This window comes from Saccharothrix espanaensis DSM 44229 (genome assembly GCF_000328705.1).
In the GTDB taxonomy this organism is placed as follows: domain Bacteria; phylum Actinomycetota; class Actinomycetes; order Mycobacteriales; family Pseudonocardiaceae; genus Actinosynnema; species Actinosynnema espanaense.
On sequence record NC_019673.1, the window covers coordinates 7,589,789 to 7,605,118 of the forward strand.

Genomic DNA, 15,330 nt, shown 5'->3' on the forward strand with positions numbered 1-15,330 from the left:
GGGCCGACCGACCGCCCCGACCGTCCTCCCCCGACCCGCTCGCACTCTCCGCTGTCGGCCGGTCACGCTTCGATTTGATCGGACTGCAACACGCCGCGGGCAACCGGGAGGTGGCGTGGTCGGTCGGGACGGGACTGCTGCACGGGGGGCCGACCCGAGGCCGAAAAGGCCCGAGCAGCGCTCCGGAACTTGATGACGGAGCAGAACGTCGCCGTCGCCTAACCCACTGGGACGTTCCATGTCGTCGGTGCCCAGCGCGTCGAGTCTGCTCACCACCGGCACGACGTCGACACCGACGGCCCCGTGGCCTGCGCCACTCCCCCACACCGGTGCGATGTCGGTGCCGCCACCACGAGTCGTCGCTCTCCTCCTGACAGCGGACGAGTCCCGCAGCCCCACCGGCGCGGTGGCGGAGCTGCGGGACTCGTGGGCCGGGTGGTCTCAGCGGGAGCCGGCGCCCACCGGCTCGCGGTCGTCCGGGTGGCCGGCGCGCTCGCGGTCCATCAGCTCGTCGACGTCCACCCCGGACGGGTCGTCCAGGACCTCCTTGAGCCGCTCGCGGTCGAGCTGGCCCTGCCAGCGCGCGATCACCAGCGTGCCCACGCCGTTGCCGATGACGTTGGTGATCGCCCGCGCCTCGGACATGAACCGGTCGATGCCGACGATCAGCGCGATGCCCACGGCCGGGATGGCGCTGTTCGCCTCGAACGCGGTCAGCGAGGCCGCCAGCGTGACCAGACCCGCGCCCGTCACGCCCGCCGCGCCCTTCGAGGCCAGCAGCATGAACAGCAGCAGGCCGATCTGGGTGCCCAGGCCCACGTCGTGGCCGGTCGCCTGGGCGACGAAGATCGCGCCCATGGTCAGGTAGATGCAGGTGCCGTCGAGGTTGAACGAGTAGCCGGTCGGGATCGTCAGGCCCACCACCGACTTGTCCGCGCCGGCCGCCTCCAGCTTCACCAGCATCCGGGGCAGCACCGACTCCGACGAGCTGGTGCCCAGCACGATCAGCAGCTCGTCCTTGATGTAGCGCAGGAACTTGAGGATCGAGAACCCGGCGAACAGCCCGACCGCGCCGAGCACCACCAGCACGAACAGCAGGCAGGTCGCGTAGAACGAGCCCATCAGCCAGGCGAGCTTGCCCAGGATCGTGCCGCCGAACTTGCCGATGGTGTAGGCGATCCCGCCGAACGCGCCGATCGGCGCGGCGTACATGACGATCTTGATGACGCCGAACATCACCTTGGCCACGGTGTCCAGCGCGGCCACCACCCGCTCGCCCCGCCGGCCCATCCCGGCCACCGCGACCGCCACCAGGATCGCCACCAGCAGCACCTGGATGAGCTGGCCGTCGGTGAACGCGCCGACGAAGGACTTGGGCACCAGCGAGAGGATGAACCCGGTCACGCCGGTCTCGGCGGTCTTGGCCTCGGACAGCGTCTTGGACGCGGCCTCGTCGTTGATCGGGATCGCCGGGCCGTGGTGGCCGGGCTGCACGACGTTGACCACCAGCAGGCCGATCACCAGCGCCACGGTGGTCATCGCGGTGAAGTAGAGGATCGTCCGCAACGCCAGGCCGCCCGCCTTGGCCAGGTTGCCGAGGCCGGCGATGCCGACCACGACCGTGCAGAAGATGGTCGGCGCGATGACGACCTTCACCAGCGCCACGAAGAAGTCCGCCAGCCACTTCATGCCCGACGCCTGGGCGGGGAACGCGTAGCCGACGATCACGCCGAGCACGATCGACACCAGCACCCAGAAGTACAGGTGCCGATAGACCGGTTTGCGCTCACGGGTTTGCGCGGTGGCCACGTTCTCCTCCAGGGTGCCGGTGCGGCGGGGTTGGTCAGTGATCCTGAGCACAGCCCGTACCTGCGACAAGACGCCCGGCGGAAACTTCAGGTCCCTCTGACGTAACACGCCGTCCACTGCGCCGACAGGCCCAACGCGACCACCCGGAACGCGGTCCCTCCCCCGGCGCACCCGGGGCCGCCGCGACGCTCAGGGCTCCGGCAGGGGCCTAGGCTGCCGGGGTGCGGGTGTCACGGCGTTCGGTGCTGCTCGCCGCGCTGGCGGCGGGGGTGCCCGCGTGCTCGGCGTCCGACCCGCCCGCACCGGCCGAACTCGTCCTGGCCACCGGTCCGGACGGCGCGGTGTTCCGGGAGGTCGGCGCAGCGCTCGCCCGCGCGCTGGGCGACCAATTGCCCGACACGCGGGTGGTCGCCCTCCAGACCGCCGCGTCGGTCGAGAACGTCCGGCTCCTCCAGCAAGGATCGGTCCACTTGGGACTGTCCTCCTTGGACCCCACGTTCGACGCCCTGCTCAGCGCCGACGACCCGGACGGGATCAGCGCCGTGGGACGCCTGTACGACAGCTTCCTCCAGGTCGTCGTCCCCGCCGGGTCGGGCATCACGCGGCTGGCCGACCTGGCCGGGCTGCGGGTGTCGTTCGGGCCGCGCGAGTCCGGGACCGAGTTCACCGCCACCCGCCTGCTCGACCTGCTCGGCATCCGGGTCGACGCCCGGCGCATGGCGCACGCCGAAGCCGCCCGGCAGCTCGCCGACGGCTCGATCGACGTGCTGCTGGCGTTGACCGGCATCCCGACCCCGGCGATCGGCGGCCTGCCGGAGGCGTTCCCGATCCGGCTGCTGGACCTGCCCGACGAAGCCGTCCGGCTGGCCGAGGCCCACCCCGGCCCGTACGTCCCGGTGACGATCCCGGCCACCACCTACCGCGGCCTCGGACCGTGCCGGACGTTCGCGGTGCCCAACCTGCTGCTCGCCCGCACGGCCCTCGACCCGTCCGTGGTCGAGGTCGTGACGCGCACCGTGTTCACCGAGTCCGCCCGCATCGCCGCCGGGCACCCCGAGGCCGGCCGGATCAACGTCCGCACCGGCATCGCGACCGGGCAGGTGCCGCTGCACCGCGGCGCCGAGCGCTGGTTCCGCTCGGTCAAGCGCTGAGGGTGACCACGGCGTCCAGGCCGTGCGGCTCGACCGGCAGCAGGCGCAGCTCACCGCCCGCACCGGCGATCAGTTCGGCGCAGATCGCCAGGCCCAGCCCGGTGCCGGCGGTGTTCTGGTGCTTCGGCGCGCGCCAGAACCGCCGCACCGCCAGCGCCCGCTCCTCCGCCGCCAGGCCCTCGCCGTCGTCGGTCACGTGCAGGTCCACCCGGTCGCCGTTCGGCTCGCCCCACACCCGGATCGAGGTCGCCCCGGACAGCCGGATCGCGTTGCCGACCAGCTCGTCCAGCACGCTGCCCAGCCCGCCCGGCGGTTCCAGCACGCGCAGGCCCGCCGGCACCTCCACGTGCAGCGCGGTGTCCCCGGCCAGCGCCCGCCAGCCGGGCACGTGCGTGCTCAGCAGCACGTCCACCTCGACGGGTTCGGCCGCGGACGCGCTGTCCAGCCGGGTGGCGGCCAGCAGCGTGTCCAGCACGCGGCCCATCTCCTCCGCCTCGTCCACGGCGATCCGCTGCGCCTCCCGGCCCGCCTCGTCCGACACGTGCGGGGCCAGGTTGTCCACCGCCAGCCGCAGGCTCGCCAACGGGTTGCGCAGCTGGTGCGAGGCGTCGGACACGAACGCCCGCTGGCGGCGCAGCGCGCGCCCGACGACGTCGACCATCGCGTTGAACGACGCCGCCAGCCGGCGCAGCTCGGGCGGGCCGTCGACCTCGTCGGCCCGCGCGTCCAACTGCCCGCCCGCCACCGCGGCCGTCGCGTCGTCCAGCCGGCGCACCGGCCGCAGCACCCACCGCGACATCGGCCACGCCACCGCCACCACGCCCAGCATCGGCACCAGGCCGATCAGCGCGAGCAGCCCCCACTGGCCCAGGACCGCCTGCCGCAGGCCGTCGGTGGGCGAGATGGTGACGACCGCGGCGACCACCTCGCTGTCCCGCCCCACCGGCTCCACCACGACCAGGTCGACGTCCTCCCACGGCCACACCGTCTGGTCCGCGTCGCCCCGGTAGCCGCTGAACGCCGCGTCCAGGCCGGCGTCGACGTGCGGGTCGGTCAGCGGGAACGGCAGCCGCGAGCTCTCGATGACCGAGCGGTCGGTGCCGATCAGGGCGGCGGCGATGCCGTAGAGGCGGTCGTAGCGCTCCAGCTCCTCGCGCAGCGCGGTCCGCCGGCCGGAGGCCAGGGCGTTCTCGGCGAGCGAGGCGAAGCGGCCCGCGTCGCCCAGCCGGTCGAGGTAGGTCCCCTGGCTCTCCCGCTGCACGACCGCGAACGCCAGCGGCACGCCGAGCGCGGCGACCAGCGCCACCAGCAGCGGCACGATGAGGACGAGCAGTCGGCGGAGCATCACACCTCGTCGGGGGTCCGGCCCATCCTGCCCCACCCACACCCCGTCGCACGTCCATCCGGGTGGTCGTGGCGGGTCCGGCGCGCGTCGAGCGCAACCTCACTGGTGTGACCGGCGTCATACAAAGCGTCGGATCAGCCGACAGAGAGCAAGAGGGGGATGGTGACGATGTTCCGTCGTGTGACATTGATGGTCGCAGCTGTGGTCTCGGCGCTGGCCGTGGTGGCGGTGCCGGTGGCATCGGCCGCGCCGAGCGCGTGCGTGGTCGACTGGGGTTCGCTGCCCAAGCAGGCGGTGGCCACCACCGCCGGCAACCTGACGAACATCAGATCCGGTCAGCAAGAGTGCTACGACCGCCTGGTGCTCGACTTCCGGGGCGACAACGACGGGTACCACGTCGAGTACGTCGACCAGGTGTACGCGGACGGCTCCGGGCACCTCGTGCCGCTGCGCGGCGCGGGCAAGTTGCGGGTGGTCGTCCACTCGCCCGCCTACGACGACAACGGCAACGCGACCTACACCTTCGCCGACCGGAACGAGCTGGTGAACGTGGCCGGCTACACGACGTTCCGGCAGGTCGCGTGGGCCAACTCGTTCGAGGGCTGGTCGACCGTCGGGCTCGGCGTGCGGGCACGGCTGCCGTTCCGGGTGTTCACGCTGCCCGGTCGGCTCGTCCTGGACGTCGCCCACCAGTGGTGACCTGACCCGTCAGGGGTGGGCTGCCGCCCGGTAGCCCACCCCGCGGACGGTCTCGATGCGGACCGCGTGGCCGACCTTGCCGCGCAACGCCGCGATGTGCGTGTCCAAGGTGCGCGACGGGGCCTCCCAGTGCGCCTGCCACACCTGGTCCACGATCAGGTCGCGGCTGACCACCGTGCCCGCCCGGCCGACCAGCAGGGCGAGCAGGTCGAACTCCTTGCGGGTCAGCGGCACCGGGGAGCCGTCGACCACCGCCTCGCGGGTGGCCGGGTCCAGGGTGAGCGCGCCGAGCGTGACCCGGTCGCCGAGGTCCTCCGCCGCGCGGGCGGACCGGGTGCGCCGCAGCACCGCCTCGATCCGCGCCAGCAGCTCCGCCGTGCCGAACGGCTTGACCACGTAGTCGTCCGCGCCCGCGCGCAGCCCGAGCACGCGTTCGCGCTCCTCGCCGCGCGCGGTCACCGTGATGACGGCGGTGCCCGGCCGGTGACGCAGTTCGCGCAGCACGTCCAGCCCGTCCCGGTCGGGCAGGCCCAGGTCGAGCAGCACCACGTCGGCGGGCGGCGCGGCCAGTGCCGCGGCCGCCGTGGCCACCCGGTGCACCTCGTAGCCGGCGTGCCGCAGAGCGGTCAGCAGACCCCGCGCAACCCGGTCGTCGTCCTCCACGACGAGGATGCGCACGGCGGCCTACTCGTCCGACTTGGCCGCCGGTCCGGTACCCGGGACCTTGGTGGCTTCGGCCTTCGCGTCCGGCTCGGCCGTGGCGTCCGGCCCGGTCTTCGGGTCGCCGGTGTCCTCGTCGGACTCCACCGCGGGTGTCGCGCCCCCACCGCCGTCGCCGTCGGTCGCCGCGTCACCGCGCACGATGACCTCGCGATCACCCTTCTTCGCCGCCAGCACGAAGTAGACGATCGCGCCGAGGAACACCACCACCGACGTGATCACGTTGACCCGCAGGCCCCACACCATGGTCGCCGGGTCGGTCCGCATGATCTCGATCCAGAACCGGCCCGCGGTGTAGCCCGCGACGTAGAGCGCGAACACCCGGCCATGGCCCAGCCGGAACCTCCGGTCGGCCCACACGATCAGCAGCGCCACGCCCACGTTCCACAGCAGCTCGTACAGGAACGTCGGGTGCACGATCATGATCGGCGTGTGGTCGATCGCGACGCCGGCCAGCTCGTCCTTGAACCCGGTCGCCGGGTCGATCCGCTCGTAGATCTCCAGCCCCCACGGCAGGTCGGTCGGACCGCCGTAGAGCTCCTGGTTGAAGTAGTTGCCCAGCCGGCCGATCGCCTGCGCGACCACGATGCCGGGGGCGAGCGCGTCGGCCATCGCGGGCAGCGGGATGCCCCGCCGCCGGCACGCGATCCAGGCCCCGACGCCGCCCAGCGCGATGGCGCCCCAGATGCCCAGGCCGCCGTTCCAGATGGCGAAGGCCTCCCACGGGTTCTTGCCCTCGCCGAAGTACTTGTGCCAGTCCGTCGCGACGTGGTAGAGGCGGCCGCCGACCAGGCCGAACGGCACCGCGAACACCGCGATGTCGGTGACCTCGCCCTTCAGCCCGCCGCGCGCCACCCACCGCCGCTCGCCCCAGTAGATGGCCACGATGATGCCGGCGATGATGCACAGCGCGTAGGCGCGGAGGGGGATCGGCCCGAGCTGCCACACACCCCGGTCCGGGCTGGGGATCGTCGCGAGGAAAGTCGTCACCACGGCCCCCACCGTAGTCGGTGGTCGAAACCCGCCTACGCGGACAGCTCGATTGTTACCGGGAAGGGCCGCTCGAACCGGAGCACGCCCGCCTCGCTGCGCGCCACCTCGACGTACTCGCCGCCCTCCAGCTCGAACAACATCGCCACGGCCTGGTCCCCCTTGGGATCCACGACCAGGTAGAACGGCACCCCGCCCTCCGCGTACCGCTGCCGCTTGATCCCGTAGTCCTTGAACCGGGTGCTCGGCGACACCACCTCACCCACCAGCACCAGGTCCTCGACCGGCGACACCAGGCCCTTGAACCCGGGCCGGGTGGTCACGGTGAAGTCGGGGATCAGCAACGTGTCGCCCGGCAGACCGATGTTCAGCTCCACGGTCGCCTTGAACCCCGGTGGGCAGGCCGTGCGCAACGCGAAGTAGGCATCGCCGATGAGGGTCTGGTGGTAGTTCGTGCCGAGGGGGCTCACGAGGAGCGACCCGTCGACGAGTTCGACCCGTTGCGACGGGTCGTCGGGTAGAGCGAGGACGTCTTCCACGGTCCAGTCGCCGTCGTGCTTGGGCAACAGGTACTCGGCCGTCACAGCCACCGGGCATCACCTCCAGGAACGGCCCGACGCACGCCGGTGTCGCACGTCGGATCGGGAGCGGGCTTGATCATGAGCCCAGGATCCCGATGCCCACCGACAATTCCGGGGCCCGATCAGGGCCCCGGACGTCGGTTCACTCGATGGTGTGGTCTCAGGCCGGGGTGGGAACCGTCCGGACGCCCTCGGCGAGTTCACGCGTCAGCGCCGCCACGGTGTCGTCCTGCACCGCGCTGACGAACGCCGACCCGACGATGACCCCGTCCGCGAACGCCGCCAGTTCCGCCGCCTGCGCGCCTGACCGCACGCCCAGGCCCACCGCGACCGGCATGGAGGTGTGCTCGCGCACCCGCTCCACCAGCGCCGGGGCCGCCGTGGACACCACGTCGCGGGCCCCGGTCACCCCCATCACCGAGGTCGCGTACAGGAACCCGCGCGACGACCGCGCGGTCAGGTCGATCCGCTCCTCCGTGGAGGACGGCGCGACCAGGAAGATCCGGTCCAGGTCGTGCGCCTCGGACGCGGCCAGCCACTCCCCGGCCTCGTCGGGCACCAGGTCGGGGGTGATCAGGCCCAGGCCGCCGGCCGCCGCGAGGTCGCGCGCGAACGCGTCCACCCCGTACTTGAGCACCGGGTTCCAGTAGGTCATCACCACGGCCCGCCCGCCGGCCGCGGCCACCGCCTCGACCACGCCGAACAGGTCCCGCACCCGGAACCCGCCGCCCAGCGCCTGCTCGGCGGCCCGCTGGATGGTCGGCCCGTCCATCACCGGGTCGGAGAACGGCAGGCCGACCTCGACCACGTCGCAGCCGGACCCGACCATGGCCCGCAGCACGTCCTTGGACCCCTCGACGGTGGGGTACCCGGCGGGCAGGTAGCCGATCAGCGCCGCCCGCGACTGCGCCCGGCACTCCTCGAACACCCCGGCAAGCCTGCTCATGACTCCACTCCCAGCCCGAACCACTTGATCGCGGTGTCCATGTCCTTGTCGCCGCGGCCGGACAGGTTCACCACGATCAACCCGTCCGGGCCCAGTTCGCGGCCCAGGACCAGCGCGCCGGCCAGCGCGTGCGCGGACTCGATCGCCGGGATGATGCCCTCGGTCCGGGACAGCAGCGCGAAGGCCTCCATCGCCTCCGCGTCGGTCACCGGCCGGTACTCGGCGCGGCCGGTGTCCTTGAGGTGCGCGTGCTCCGGGCCGACGCCGGGGTAGTCCAGCCCGGCCGAGATGGAGTGCGCCTCGGTGATCTGGCCGTCCTCGTCCTGCATCACGTAGGACATCGCGCCGTGCAGCGACCCGGGCGTGCCCACGGTCAGCGTCGCGCCGTGCCGGTCGGTGTCGATGCCGTCACCGCCGGGCTCCAGCCCGACCAGCCGCACCGACGGGTCGTCGATGAAGCCGTGGAAGATGCCGATCGCGTTGGACCCGCCGCCCACGCACGCGGCGACCGCGTCGGGCAGCCGGCCCGCCTGCTCCAGGACCTGGGCGCGCGCCTCGATGCCGATCACCCGGTGGAAGTCGCGCACCAGCACCGGGAACGGGTGCGGACCCGCCGCCGTGCCGAGCAGGTAGTGGGTGTCCTCGACGTTGGCCACCCAGTCGCGCAGGGCCTCGTTGATCGCGTCCTTCAGCGTCCGCGAGCCGGTCTTGACCGGGATGACCTCGGCGCCGAGCAGCCGCATCCGCGCCACGTTCAGCGACTGCCGCTCGGTGTCGACCTCGCCCATGTAGATGACGCAGTCCAGGCCCATCAGCGCGCACGCGGTGGCCGTGGCGACGCCGTGCTGGCCCGCCCCGGTCTCCGCGATGACCCGCTGCTTGCCCATCCGCTTGGTGAGCAGCGCCTGGCCCAGCACGTTGTTGATCTTGTGCGACCCGGTGTGGTTGAGGTCCTCGCGCTTGAGGAACACCCGCGCCCCACCGGCGTGCGACGCGAACTTGGGGACCTCGGTGAGCAGCGACGGCCGGCCCGCGTAGTCGCGCAGCAGCCGGAAGAACTCGTCCAGGAACTCCGGGTCGACGCGCGCCTTCTCGTAGAAGGTCGCCAGCTCGTCGACGGCGGCGATGAGCGCTTCCGGCATGTACCGGCCGCCCCAGGGCCCGAAGTGGCCACGCTCGTCCGGGTCGTGGGGTGTGGGTGCCAACTGGCCGCGCGACATGCGCTGCTCCCTTACCGGCTCGGCCGGGGACACGCGGGGTGGGACCCCGCCGTCACCAGCTTGTTGACCGCGACCTTGGGGTCGCCGCTCGTCACGAGGGACTCGCCGACCAGCACCGCGTCCGCGCCCGCTCCCGCGTACGACATCAGGTCGCCCGGCCCGGTCACCCCGGACTCGGCGATCTTGATCGTCTCGAAGGGCAGGCCGGGCGCGATCCGCCCGAACACGTCCTTGTCCACTTCCAGCGTGTGCAGGTTGCGCGCGTTCACGCCGATCACGCTCGCACCGGCCTCCAGCGCGCGGTCGGCCTCCTCGGCCGTGTGCACCTCGACCAGCGCCGTCATGCCCAACGACTCGACCCGGTCCAGCAGCGACACCAGGGCGTTCTGCTCCAGCGCCGCCACGATCAGCAGCACCAGGTCCGCGCCGTGCAGGCGCGCCTCGTGCACCTGGTAGGGGCTGACGATGAAGTCCTTGCGCAGCAACGGGACACCGACCGCGGCTCGCACCGCGTCGAAGTCCGCCAACGACCCGCCGAAGCGCCGCTGCTCGGTCAGCACGCTGATCGCCCGCGCGCCGCCCAGCTCGTACTGCGCGGCCAGTTCGGCCGGCTCCGGGATCTCCGCCAGCGCGCCCTTGGACGGGCTGCGCCGCTTGACCTCCGCGATCACGCCCACGCCCGGCGACCGCAGGACCGCCATCACGTCCTGCGGGGGCGCCACCTTCGCGGCCTTCGCCCTGAGCACGTCGAAGGGCAGTTCCGCCTCGCGCACGGCCAAGTCCTCGCGGACGCCCTCGATGATCGACTCCAGAACGGTCATCCGAGCACCTCGCCCGTGTCCGTCAGTCCATCCGTCCCGCTCGCCAGCTCCCGCACGTCATGCTCCCCTTCCCGCCACGAGGATGCTAACCCCGGCCGGCACCCCGTCCGGCCACCGGGTAGTCCCGTTCGCGCAGATGACCGGGGCCCTTCCGAGTCGACGTGCGCAAACGTGCGCCGCCCCGGCGTCAGCCGGCCGTCAGCAGCCGGTCAGTCCCGGTCCGTCGGATCGTCGCCGCGCTCCAGCGCGTTCCACAGCTCCCGCTCGGGATCCGCGCTGCGCTTGGCCGCACCCGGTGTCTGGTAGCCGCCGCCCAGCCGCGGCATCGCCGCCCCCCGCACGACGAGGACAACGCCCGCGCCGAGCACGAGAACTCCGCCCAGCCCGGCGGTGGCACGTCCCAGCAGCTCGCCGGGCTCCGCCACGGCGGACCACAGCGCGGCCGCGCCGGCCGCCAGCACGACCACGCCCAGCAGCCGCCGCACCAGGCCGCTCAACGCCACCACGGCGGCGATCGCGGCCAGGCACAGCAGCGCCAGGGGGACCAGGGCGGGCAGCACGACCTCGCCCCTTCGGTCCGCCGAAGCGTCCCAGACCAGTTTCGCCGACCCCCACAGCGCCGCCGCCCCGACCAGGAGCAGCAGCACCACGATCCACAGTGGACGCCGGGCGGGGGGCACCTCAGACACGGGCCGGGTCCACCGCCGGGGCCATGGTCTGCGCGGTCGCGATCGCCGACAGCACCGCGCCCGCCTTGTTCAGGCACTCGTTGTCCTCGGCCACCGGGTCCGAGTCGGCCACGATGCCGCCGCCCGCCTGTACGTAGGCCACGCCGTCGCGGACCAGCGCGGTCCGGATGGCGATGGCGGTGTCCGCGTCGCCCGCGAAGTCCAGGTAGCCCACCACGCCGCCGTACAGGCCGCGCCGGGTCGGCTCCAGCTCCTCGATCAGCTCCATCGCGCGCGGCTTGGGCGCGCCGGACAGCGTCCCGGCCGGGAAGCACGCCGCGACCGCGTCGAACGCCGTGCGCCCCTCGGCCAGCTCGCCGCTGACCGTGGACACGATGTGCATCACGTGGCTGTACCGCTCGACCTTGAAGAAGTCGACCACGGTCACCGAGCCCGGCTTGCAGACCCGGCCCAGGTCGTTGCGGCCCAGGTCGACCAGCATCAGGTGCTCGGCCCGCTCCTTGTGGTCGGCGAGCAGGTCCTTCTCCAGCAGGGCGTCCTCCTCGTCGTCCACGCCGCGCCAGCGGGTGCCCGCGATGGGGTGCGTGGTCGCCTTGCCGTCGCGCACGGTGACCAGCGACTCCGGACTGCACCCGACGATGTCGAAGTCGTCCAGCCTGAGCAGGTACATGTACGGGCTGGGGTTGGACGTGCGCAGCACGCGGTAGATGTCCAGCGGGTCGGCGCTGGTGCGCATCTCGAACCGCTGCGAGAGCACCACCTGGAACGCCTCGCCCGCCCGGATGGCCTCCTTGGCCTTCTCCACGACCTCGTGGTGCTCCCGCTGCGACCGCCGCCGGACGAACTCCGGCTTCGGCCGGGAGAACACCGCGACGGTCGGCGGCGCGGAGCTCTGCAGGTCCTGGGTCATCAGGTCCAGGCGCGCCACCGCGTCCTCGTAGGCGGCGTCGACCCGTGCCGGCGAGTTGTCCCAGTTGATCGCGTTGGCGATGAGCGTGACGGTGCCCTCGTGGTGGTCGAGCGCGGCCAGGTCGGTGGCCAGCAGCATGACCAGCTCGGGGACCTTCAGGTCGTCCTCGGCGAGGGTGGGCAGCTTCTCCAGCCGGCGCACCGCGTCGTAGCCGATGTAGCCGACCATGCCGCCGGTCAGCGGGGGCAGGCCGGGCAGCGGGTCGGTGCGCAGGACCTCGATCGTCTCGCGCAGCGCGACCAGCGGGTCCCCGCCCTCGGGCAGGCCCACCGGGTGCGGCCCGAGCCAGAACGCCTCGCCGCCGGTCGCGGTGAGCGCGCCCGCGCTGCGCGCGCCGACGAACGACCAGCGCGACCAGGACCGGCCGTTCTCGGCCGACTCGAACAGGAACGTGCCGGGACGGTCGGCCGCGAGCTTGCGGTAGAGCCCCACGGGGGTCTCCGCGTCCGCGAGCAGCCGGCGCACCACCGGGATCACCCGCCGCTCAGCGGCGAGTTCGCGGAACTCCTCACGCGTCGGGCTGACCTCGCCCAGACCCGCACCTGCACCGATGACGCTCACCATGCGGTCATTGTGCCGTGTCGCCCTATACGAATCCCGACACGGCCTCCCGGACCCACACGGTCCCCCTATCGGGTCGTCGTGACACCACCTCGGGCTTGACCCGGACGGGCGACTCGTTCTCGCCGCCGGGGCGCGGAGCCCATCACACCGCCCGCACCCACCGCGACCGTCGCCGCCAGGTAACCGCCGGCACCGAGCCCGAGGACCAGAGGCGCGACGAAGGCGCGCAGCGCGCCGTTGACGTCGGCGAGTTCGGCGGCCAACCCGCGACAGTCCGCGCACTCGTCCCAATGCGCCCCGACCTGGGCGGCCTCCCGCTTCGACACACCACCCCGGGTCCACGCGCCGAGCCGATCCACGGCGGCACGGCAGCGCTCAGCTGAACCCCGGCCAAGTGCTGTTGCAGGAACGCCTGCTCCGGGCGTGCCGCCGCGCAGACCCCGACAGCGGCACCACCACGGCACCGGGCGGCGATCCCAGCGCACCTGTGTGACGCTCAACCCGATCACCACCGCCGACGATATTTCAACGTACGTTGAAAAAAGGCGCGAGGTGACTCATCATGGAGAAGTGGACGAAGGCACGCAACAGACCGAACCGAAACGCCGGGGCCGCCGCGCGGGCGGGGAGGACACCAAGGCCGCGCTGCTCGCCGCCGCGCGCGAGACCTTCGTCGAACGCGGCTACGAGGGCGCGACCGTGCGCTCCATCGCCTCCCGGGCCGGTGTCGACGCCGCGATGGTCAACCACTGGTTCGGCGGCAAGGAGGGCCTGTTCGCCAAGGCCGTGCTTCAACTCCCGATCGACCCGAACACCCTGGTCGAACGCCTCCTCGACGGACCGCCCGACCAGATCGGCGAACGGATCGTGCGCAACTTCCTGGGCGTCTGGGACGCCACCGGCGGCGGCCACTTCGCCGCCCTGATGCGCAGCGTGACCGCGCACGACCGGGTCGCGGACGTGCTCCGCGAGTTCTTCGTCCAGCACCTGCTGCACCGGGTCCTGTCCGGCATCGGCTCGGACCAGCCCGAACTGCGCGCCACGCTCGCCGCGACCCAGATCTTCGGCATGGGCATGGTCCGCTACGTGGTCCGCTTCGAACCGCTCGCCACCGCCGACGTCGAGACCATGGTCAAGGCGGTCGCGCCGAACATCCAGCGCTACCTCACCGGCGACATCGGCTGACGAGAAGGCCGCCTCACCCCTCGCCCGCCAGCAGCACCGACGCGTCGAAACACGTCCGGTCCCCGGTGTGGCAGGCCCCGTCGACCTGGTCCACGACCAGCAACAACGTGTCGCCGTCGCAGTCCAGCCGCACCTCGTGCACGTACTGGGTGTGCCCGGACGTCTCGCCCTTCACCCACAACTGCCGGCGGCTGCGCGAGTAGTACGTGGCGCGGCGCGTGGTCAGCGTGCGGTGCAACGCCTCGTCGTCCATCCACGCGACCATCAGCACCTCCTTGGTGCCCCGCTGCTGCGCCACCGCGCACACCAGCCCGTCCGGGGTGCGCTTGAGCCGGGCGGCGATCGTCGGGTCCAGCGCGCCGGTCACCGCTCGCCCCCGAAGTGCAGCCGGGCCGGCCGCGTGTTCAGCAGCACGGCGCCGAAGATGTGCAGGGCCGACAGCAGCCCGGACAGCACCAGCACCCACACCGGGCCCTCGCCGAGCACCGCCAGCAGGTGGATCAGCCCGACCAGCATGTAGACCACCGCGCCGGCCGGCCGGAGCAGCCGCAGACCGGCCAGCAGACCGCCCGCCACCAGCAGTTCCAGCACCAGCAGGATGATCGGGAACCGGATCCAGCCCGGGTCGCCGTCACCCTGCCAGCGGATCAGCCCCTCCACCACGAACAGCAGACCGCCGACCGCCCCGACCAGGACGGCCAACCGGACCTCGATGGGTGTGTCGCGCATCGTCAGCGAACCTCCACGCCCGCGTCCCGCAGGCCCTTCTTGACCTCGGCGATCCGCAACGCACCGAAGTGGAACACGCTCGCCGCCAACACCGCGTCCGCACCGGCCTCGACGGCGGGCGGGAAGTCCGCGACGGTCCCCGCGCCGCCGCTGGCGATCAGCGGGACGTCGACCACCGCGCGCACCAGCTTGATCAGCTCCAGGTCGAACCCTGCCTTGGTGCCGTCGGCGTCCATGGAGTTCAGCAGGATCTCGCCCACGCCCAGCTCCTGGCCGCGCGCCGCCCACTCCACGGCGTCCAGCCCGGTCCCGCGCCGCCCGCCGTGCGTGGTCACCTCGAAGCCGGACGCCGTCGGCCGCTCGCCCTCGGGCACGCGCCGGGCGTCGACCGACAGCACGATGCACTGCGCCCCGAACCGCCGCGACAACTCCCCGAGCAGCTCCGGCCGCGCGATCGCGGCGGTGTTCACCCCGACCTTGTCCGCACCCGCGCGCAGCAGCTTGTCCACGTCCTCGGGCGCGCGCACGCCACCGCCCACGGTCAGCGGGATGAACACCTGCTCGGCGGTCCGCCGGACCACGTCGAAGGTCGTCTCGCGGTCCGAGGAGGAGGCCGTCACGTCCAGGAAGGTCAGCTCGTCGGCACCTTCGGCGTCGTAGGCGCGGGCCAGCTCGACCGGGTCACCGGCATCCACCAGGTCGGTGAAGTTGACCCCCTTCACCACCCGCCCCCGGTCCACGTCCAGGCAGGGGATCACGCGCACCGCGACTGACATGGGCGAAAGCCTACGGGGAGCGCCCCTCCGCGACGCTCCCGCACCCGCCGGCGCAGACGTGTGACCCACTCCGGTTCGACTCCACGGCCAAGTCGTGGTTCACTGGTAGTGGCTTTGAGGTTTTGTGTCCGTGTC

Annotated in this window: 17 protein-coding genes; 3 read left to right on the forward strand and 14 right to left on the reverse strand. The window is 72.5% G+C overall.

The genetic code is table 11. From position 1 onward, the window contains the following. Window positions 1-441: 441 nt before the first annotated feature. The gene (gene dctA / locus BN6_RS32955) at window positions 442-1,860 is read right to left on the reverse strand and encodes a C4-dicarboxylate transporter DctA (RefSeq protein WP_231904817.1); all 1,419 of its coding nucleotides are present in this window, start codon (window positions 1,858-1,860) and stop codon (window positions 442-444) included. A 170-nt stretch (window positions 1,861-2,030) separates the two neighbouring features. On the opposite strand from dctA, the gene BN6_RS32960 reads away from it, so the two are divergent. Then, window positions 2,031-2,960 carry a TAXI family TRAP transporter solute-binding subunit gene (locus tag BN6_RS32960; protein WP_231904818.1) on the forward strand — a complete coding sequence of 310 codons (930 nt, stop codon included), beginning with the start codon at window positions 2,031-2,033 and terminating at the stop codon, window positions 2,958-2,960. On the opposite strand, the gene BN6_RS32965 is transcribed toward BN6_RS32960, so the two are convergent. After that, entirely contained in the window at window positions 2,950-4,305 is a 1,356-nt protein-coding gene (locus BN6_RS32965) for a sensor histidine kinase (RefSeq protein WP_041318920.1), read from the reverse strand. The genes BN6_RS32960 and BN6_RS32965 overlap by 11 nt on opposite strands. Before the next feature lie 168 nt (window positions 4,306-4,473). On the opposite strand from BN6_RS32965, the gene BN6_RS49840 reads away from it, so the two are divergent. After that, on the forward strand, window positions 4,474-5,004 hold the full coding sequence (locus tag BN6_RS49840) for an AMIN-like domain-containing (lipo)protein (protein ID WP_015104184.1): 531 nt from the start codon (window positions 4,474-4,476) through the stop codon (window positions 5,002-5,004). Between the two features lie 9 nt (window positions 5,005-5,013). On the opposite strand, the gene BN6_RS32975 is transcribed toward BN6_RS49840, so the two are convergent. The 9 genes from BN6_RS32975 to BN6_RS50320 form a co-directional block, all read right to left on the reverse strand. Then, window positions 5,014-5,682 (reverse strand): response regulator transcription factor, encoded by a 669-nt coding sequence (locus tag BN6_RS32975; RefSeq protein WP_015104185.1) that lies wholly within the window; start codon window positions 5,680-5,682, stop codon window positions 5,014-5,016. Window positions 5,683-5,688: 6 nt separating this feature from the next. Further along, a complete protein-coding gene (gene lgt / locus BN6_RS32980) occupies window positions 5,689-6,714 on the reverse strand; it encodes a prolipoprotein diacylglyceryl transferase (protein WP_015104186.1) in 1,026 nt (341 codons plus the stop codon). A gap of 35 nt (window positions 6,715-6,749) precedes the next feature. Beyond that, window positions 6,750-7,304 carry a Uma2 family endonuclease gene (locus BN6_RS32985; protein WP_015104187.1) on the reverse strand — a complete coding sequence of 185 codons (555 nt, stop codon included), beginning with the start codon at window positions 7,302-7,304 and terminating at the stop codon, window positions 6,750-6,752. Window positions 7,305-7,455: 151 nt separating this feature from the next. After that, window positions 7,456-8,241 (reverse strand): tryptophan synthase subunit alpha, encoded by a 786-nt coding sequence (trpA, locus tag BN6_RS32990; RefSeq protein ID WP_015104188.1) that lies wholly within the window; start codon window positions 8,239-8,241, stop codon window positions 7,456-7,458. Then, window positions 8,238-9,461: a tryptophan synthase subunit beta gene (gene trpB / locus BN6_RS32995; RefSeq protein WP_015104189.1), complete on the reverse strand. Its 1,224-nt coding sequence runs from the start codon at window positions 9,459-9,461 to the stop codon at window positions 8,238-8,240. Before trpB ends, trpA begins: the two co-directional genes overlap by 4 nt. 11 nt (window positions 9,462-9,472) lie before the next feature. Then, a complete protein-coding gene (gene trpC, locus BN6_RS33000; protein ID WP_015104190.1) occupies window positions 9,473-10,282 on the reverse strand; it encodes an indole-3-glycerol phosphate synthase TrpC in 810 nt (269 codons plus the stop codon). Window positions 10,283-10,491: 209 nt separating this feature from the next. Next, window positions 10,492-10,971 carry a Trp biosynthesis-associated membrane protein gene (locus tag BN6_RS33005; RefSeq protein WP_015104191.1) on the reverse strand — a complete coding sequence of 160 codons (480 nt, stop codon included), beginning with the start codon at window positions 10,969-10,971 and terminating at the stop codon, window positions 10,492-10,494. After that, window positions 10,964-12,505, reverse strand: a complete 1,542-nt coding sequence (locus tag BN6_RS33010) for an anthranilate synthase component I (RefSeq protein WP_041314925.1) — start codon at window positions 12,503-12,505, stop codon at window positions 10,964-10,966. The genes BN6_RS33005 and BN6_RS33010 overlap by 8 nt, the downstream gene beginning before the upstream one ends. A gap of 65 nt (window positions 12,506-12,570) precedes the next feature. After that, on the reverse strand, window positions 12,571-12,831 hold the full coding sequence (locus BN6_RS50320) for a hypothetical protein (RefSeq protein ID WP_408005269.1): 261 nt from the start codon (window positions 12,829-12,831) through the stop codon (window positions 12,571-12,573). A 244-nt stretch (window positions 12,832-13,075) separates the two neighbouring features. Here BN6_RS50320 and BN6_RS33015 point away from each other — a divergent pair, with 244 nt between their 5' ends. Then, window positions 13,076-13,690, forward strand: a complete 615-nt coding sequence (locus BN6_RS33015; protein WP_041314927.1) for a TetR/AcrR family transcriptional regulator — start codon at window positions 13,076-13,078, stop codon at window positions 13,688-13,690. Between the two features lie 13 nt (window positions 13,691-13,703). On the opposite strand, the gene hisI is transcribed toward BN6_RS33015, so the two are convergent. Genes hisI through hisF form a run of 3 tightly spaced genes read right to left on the reverse strand, consistent with a single transcriptional unit; the run spans window position 13,704 to window position 15,195 of the window. Next, window positions 13,704-14,057, reverse strand: coding sequence for a phosphoribosyl-AMP cyclohydrolase (gene hisI / locus BN6_RS33020; protein WP_041314930.1), 354 nt, complete (start codon window positions 14,055-14,057; stop codon window positions 13,704-13,706). After that, complete coding sequence (locus BN6_RS42660; RefSeq protein WP_015104195.1) at window positions 14,054-14,419, reverse strand: hypothetical protein; 366 nt, start codon at window positions 14,417-14,419, stop codon at window positions 14,054-14,056. The genes hisI and BN6_RS42660 overlap by 4 nt, the downstream gene beginning before the upstream one ends. Window positions 14,420-14,421: 2 nt before the next feature. Beyond that, window positions 14,422-15,195, reverse strand: coding sequence for an imidazole glycerol phosphate synthase subunit HisF (gene hisF, locus BN6_RS33030; RefSeq protein ID WP_041314933.1), 774 nt, complete (start codon window positions 15,193-15,195; stop codon window positions 14,422-14,424). Between the last annotated feature and the right edge of the window lie 135 nt (window positions 15,196-15,330).

Bases quoted from the DNA above. Each gene is read 5' to 3' on its own strand.
- BN6_RS32965 (WP_041318920.1), bottom strand. From the start codon at position 4,305: ATGCTCCGCCGACTGCTCGTCCTCATCGTGCCGCTGCTGGTGGCGCTG.
- BN6_RS49840 (WP_015104184.1), top strand. From the start codon at position 4,474: ATGTTCCGTCGTGTGACATTGATGGTCGCAGCTGTGGTCTCGGCGCTG.
- trpA (WP_015104188.1), bottom strand. From the start codon at position 8,241: ATGAGCAGGCTTGCCGGGGTGTTCGAGGAGTGCCGGGCGCAGTCGCGG.
- trpB (WP_015104189.1), bottom strand. From the start codon at position 9,461: ATGTCGCGCGGCCAGTTGGCACCCACACCCCACGACCCGGACGAGCGT.
- trpC (WP_015104190.1), bottom strand. From the start codon at position 10,282: ATGACCGTTCTGGAGTCGATCATCGAGGGCGTCCGCGAGGACTTGGCC.
- BN6_RS33010 (WP_041314925.1), bottom strand. From the start codon at position 12,505: ATGGTGAGCGTCATCGGTGCAGGTGCGGGTCTGGGCGAGGTCAGCCCG.
- BN6_RS42660 (WP_015104195.1), bottom strand. From the start codon at position 14,419: ATGCGCGACACACCCATCGAGGTCCGGTTGGCCGTCCTGGTCGGGGCG.
- hisF (WP_041314933.1), bottom strand. From the start codon at position 15,195: ATGTCAGTCGCGGTGCGCGTGATCCCCTGCCTGGACGTGGACCGGGGG.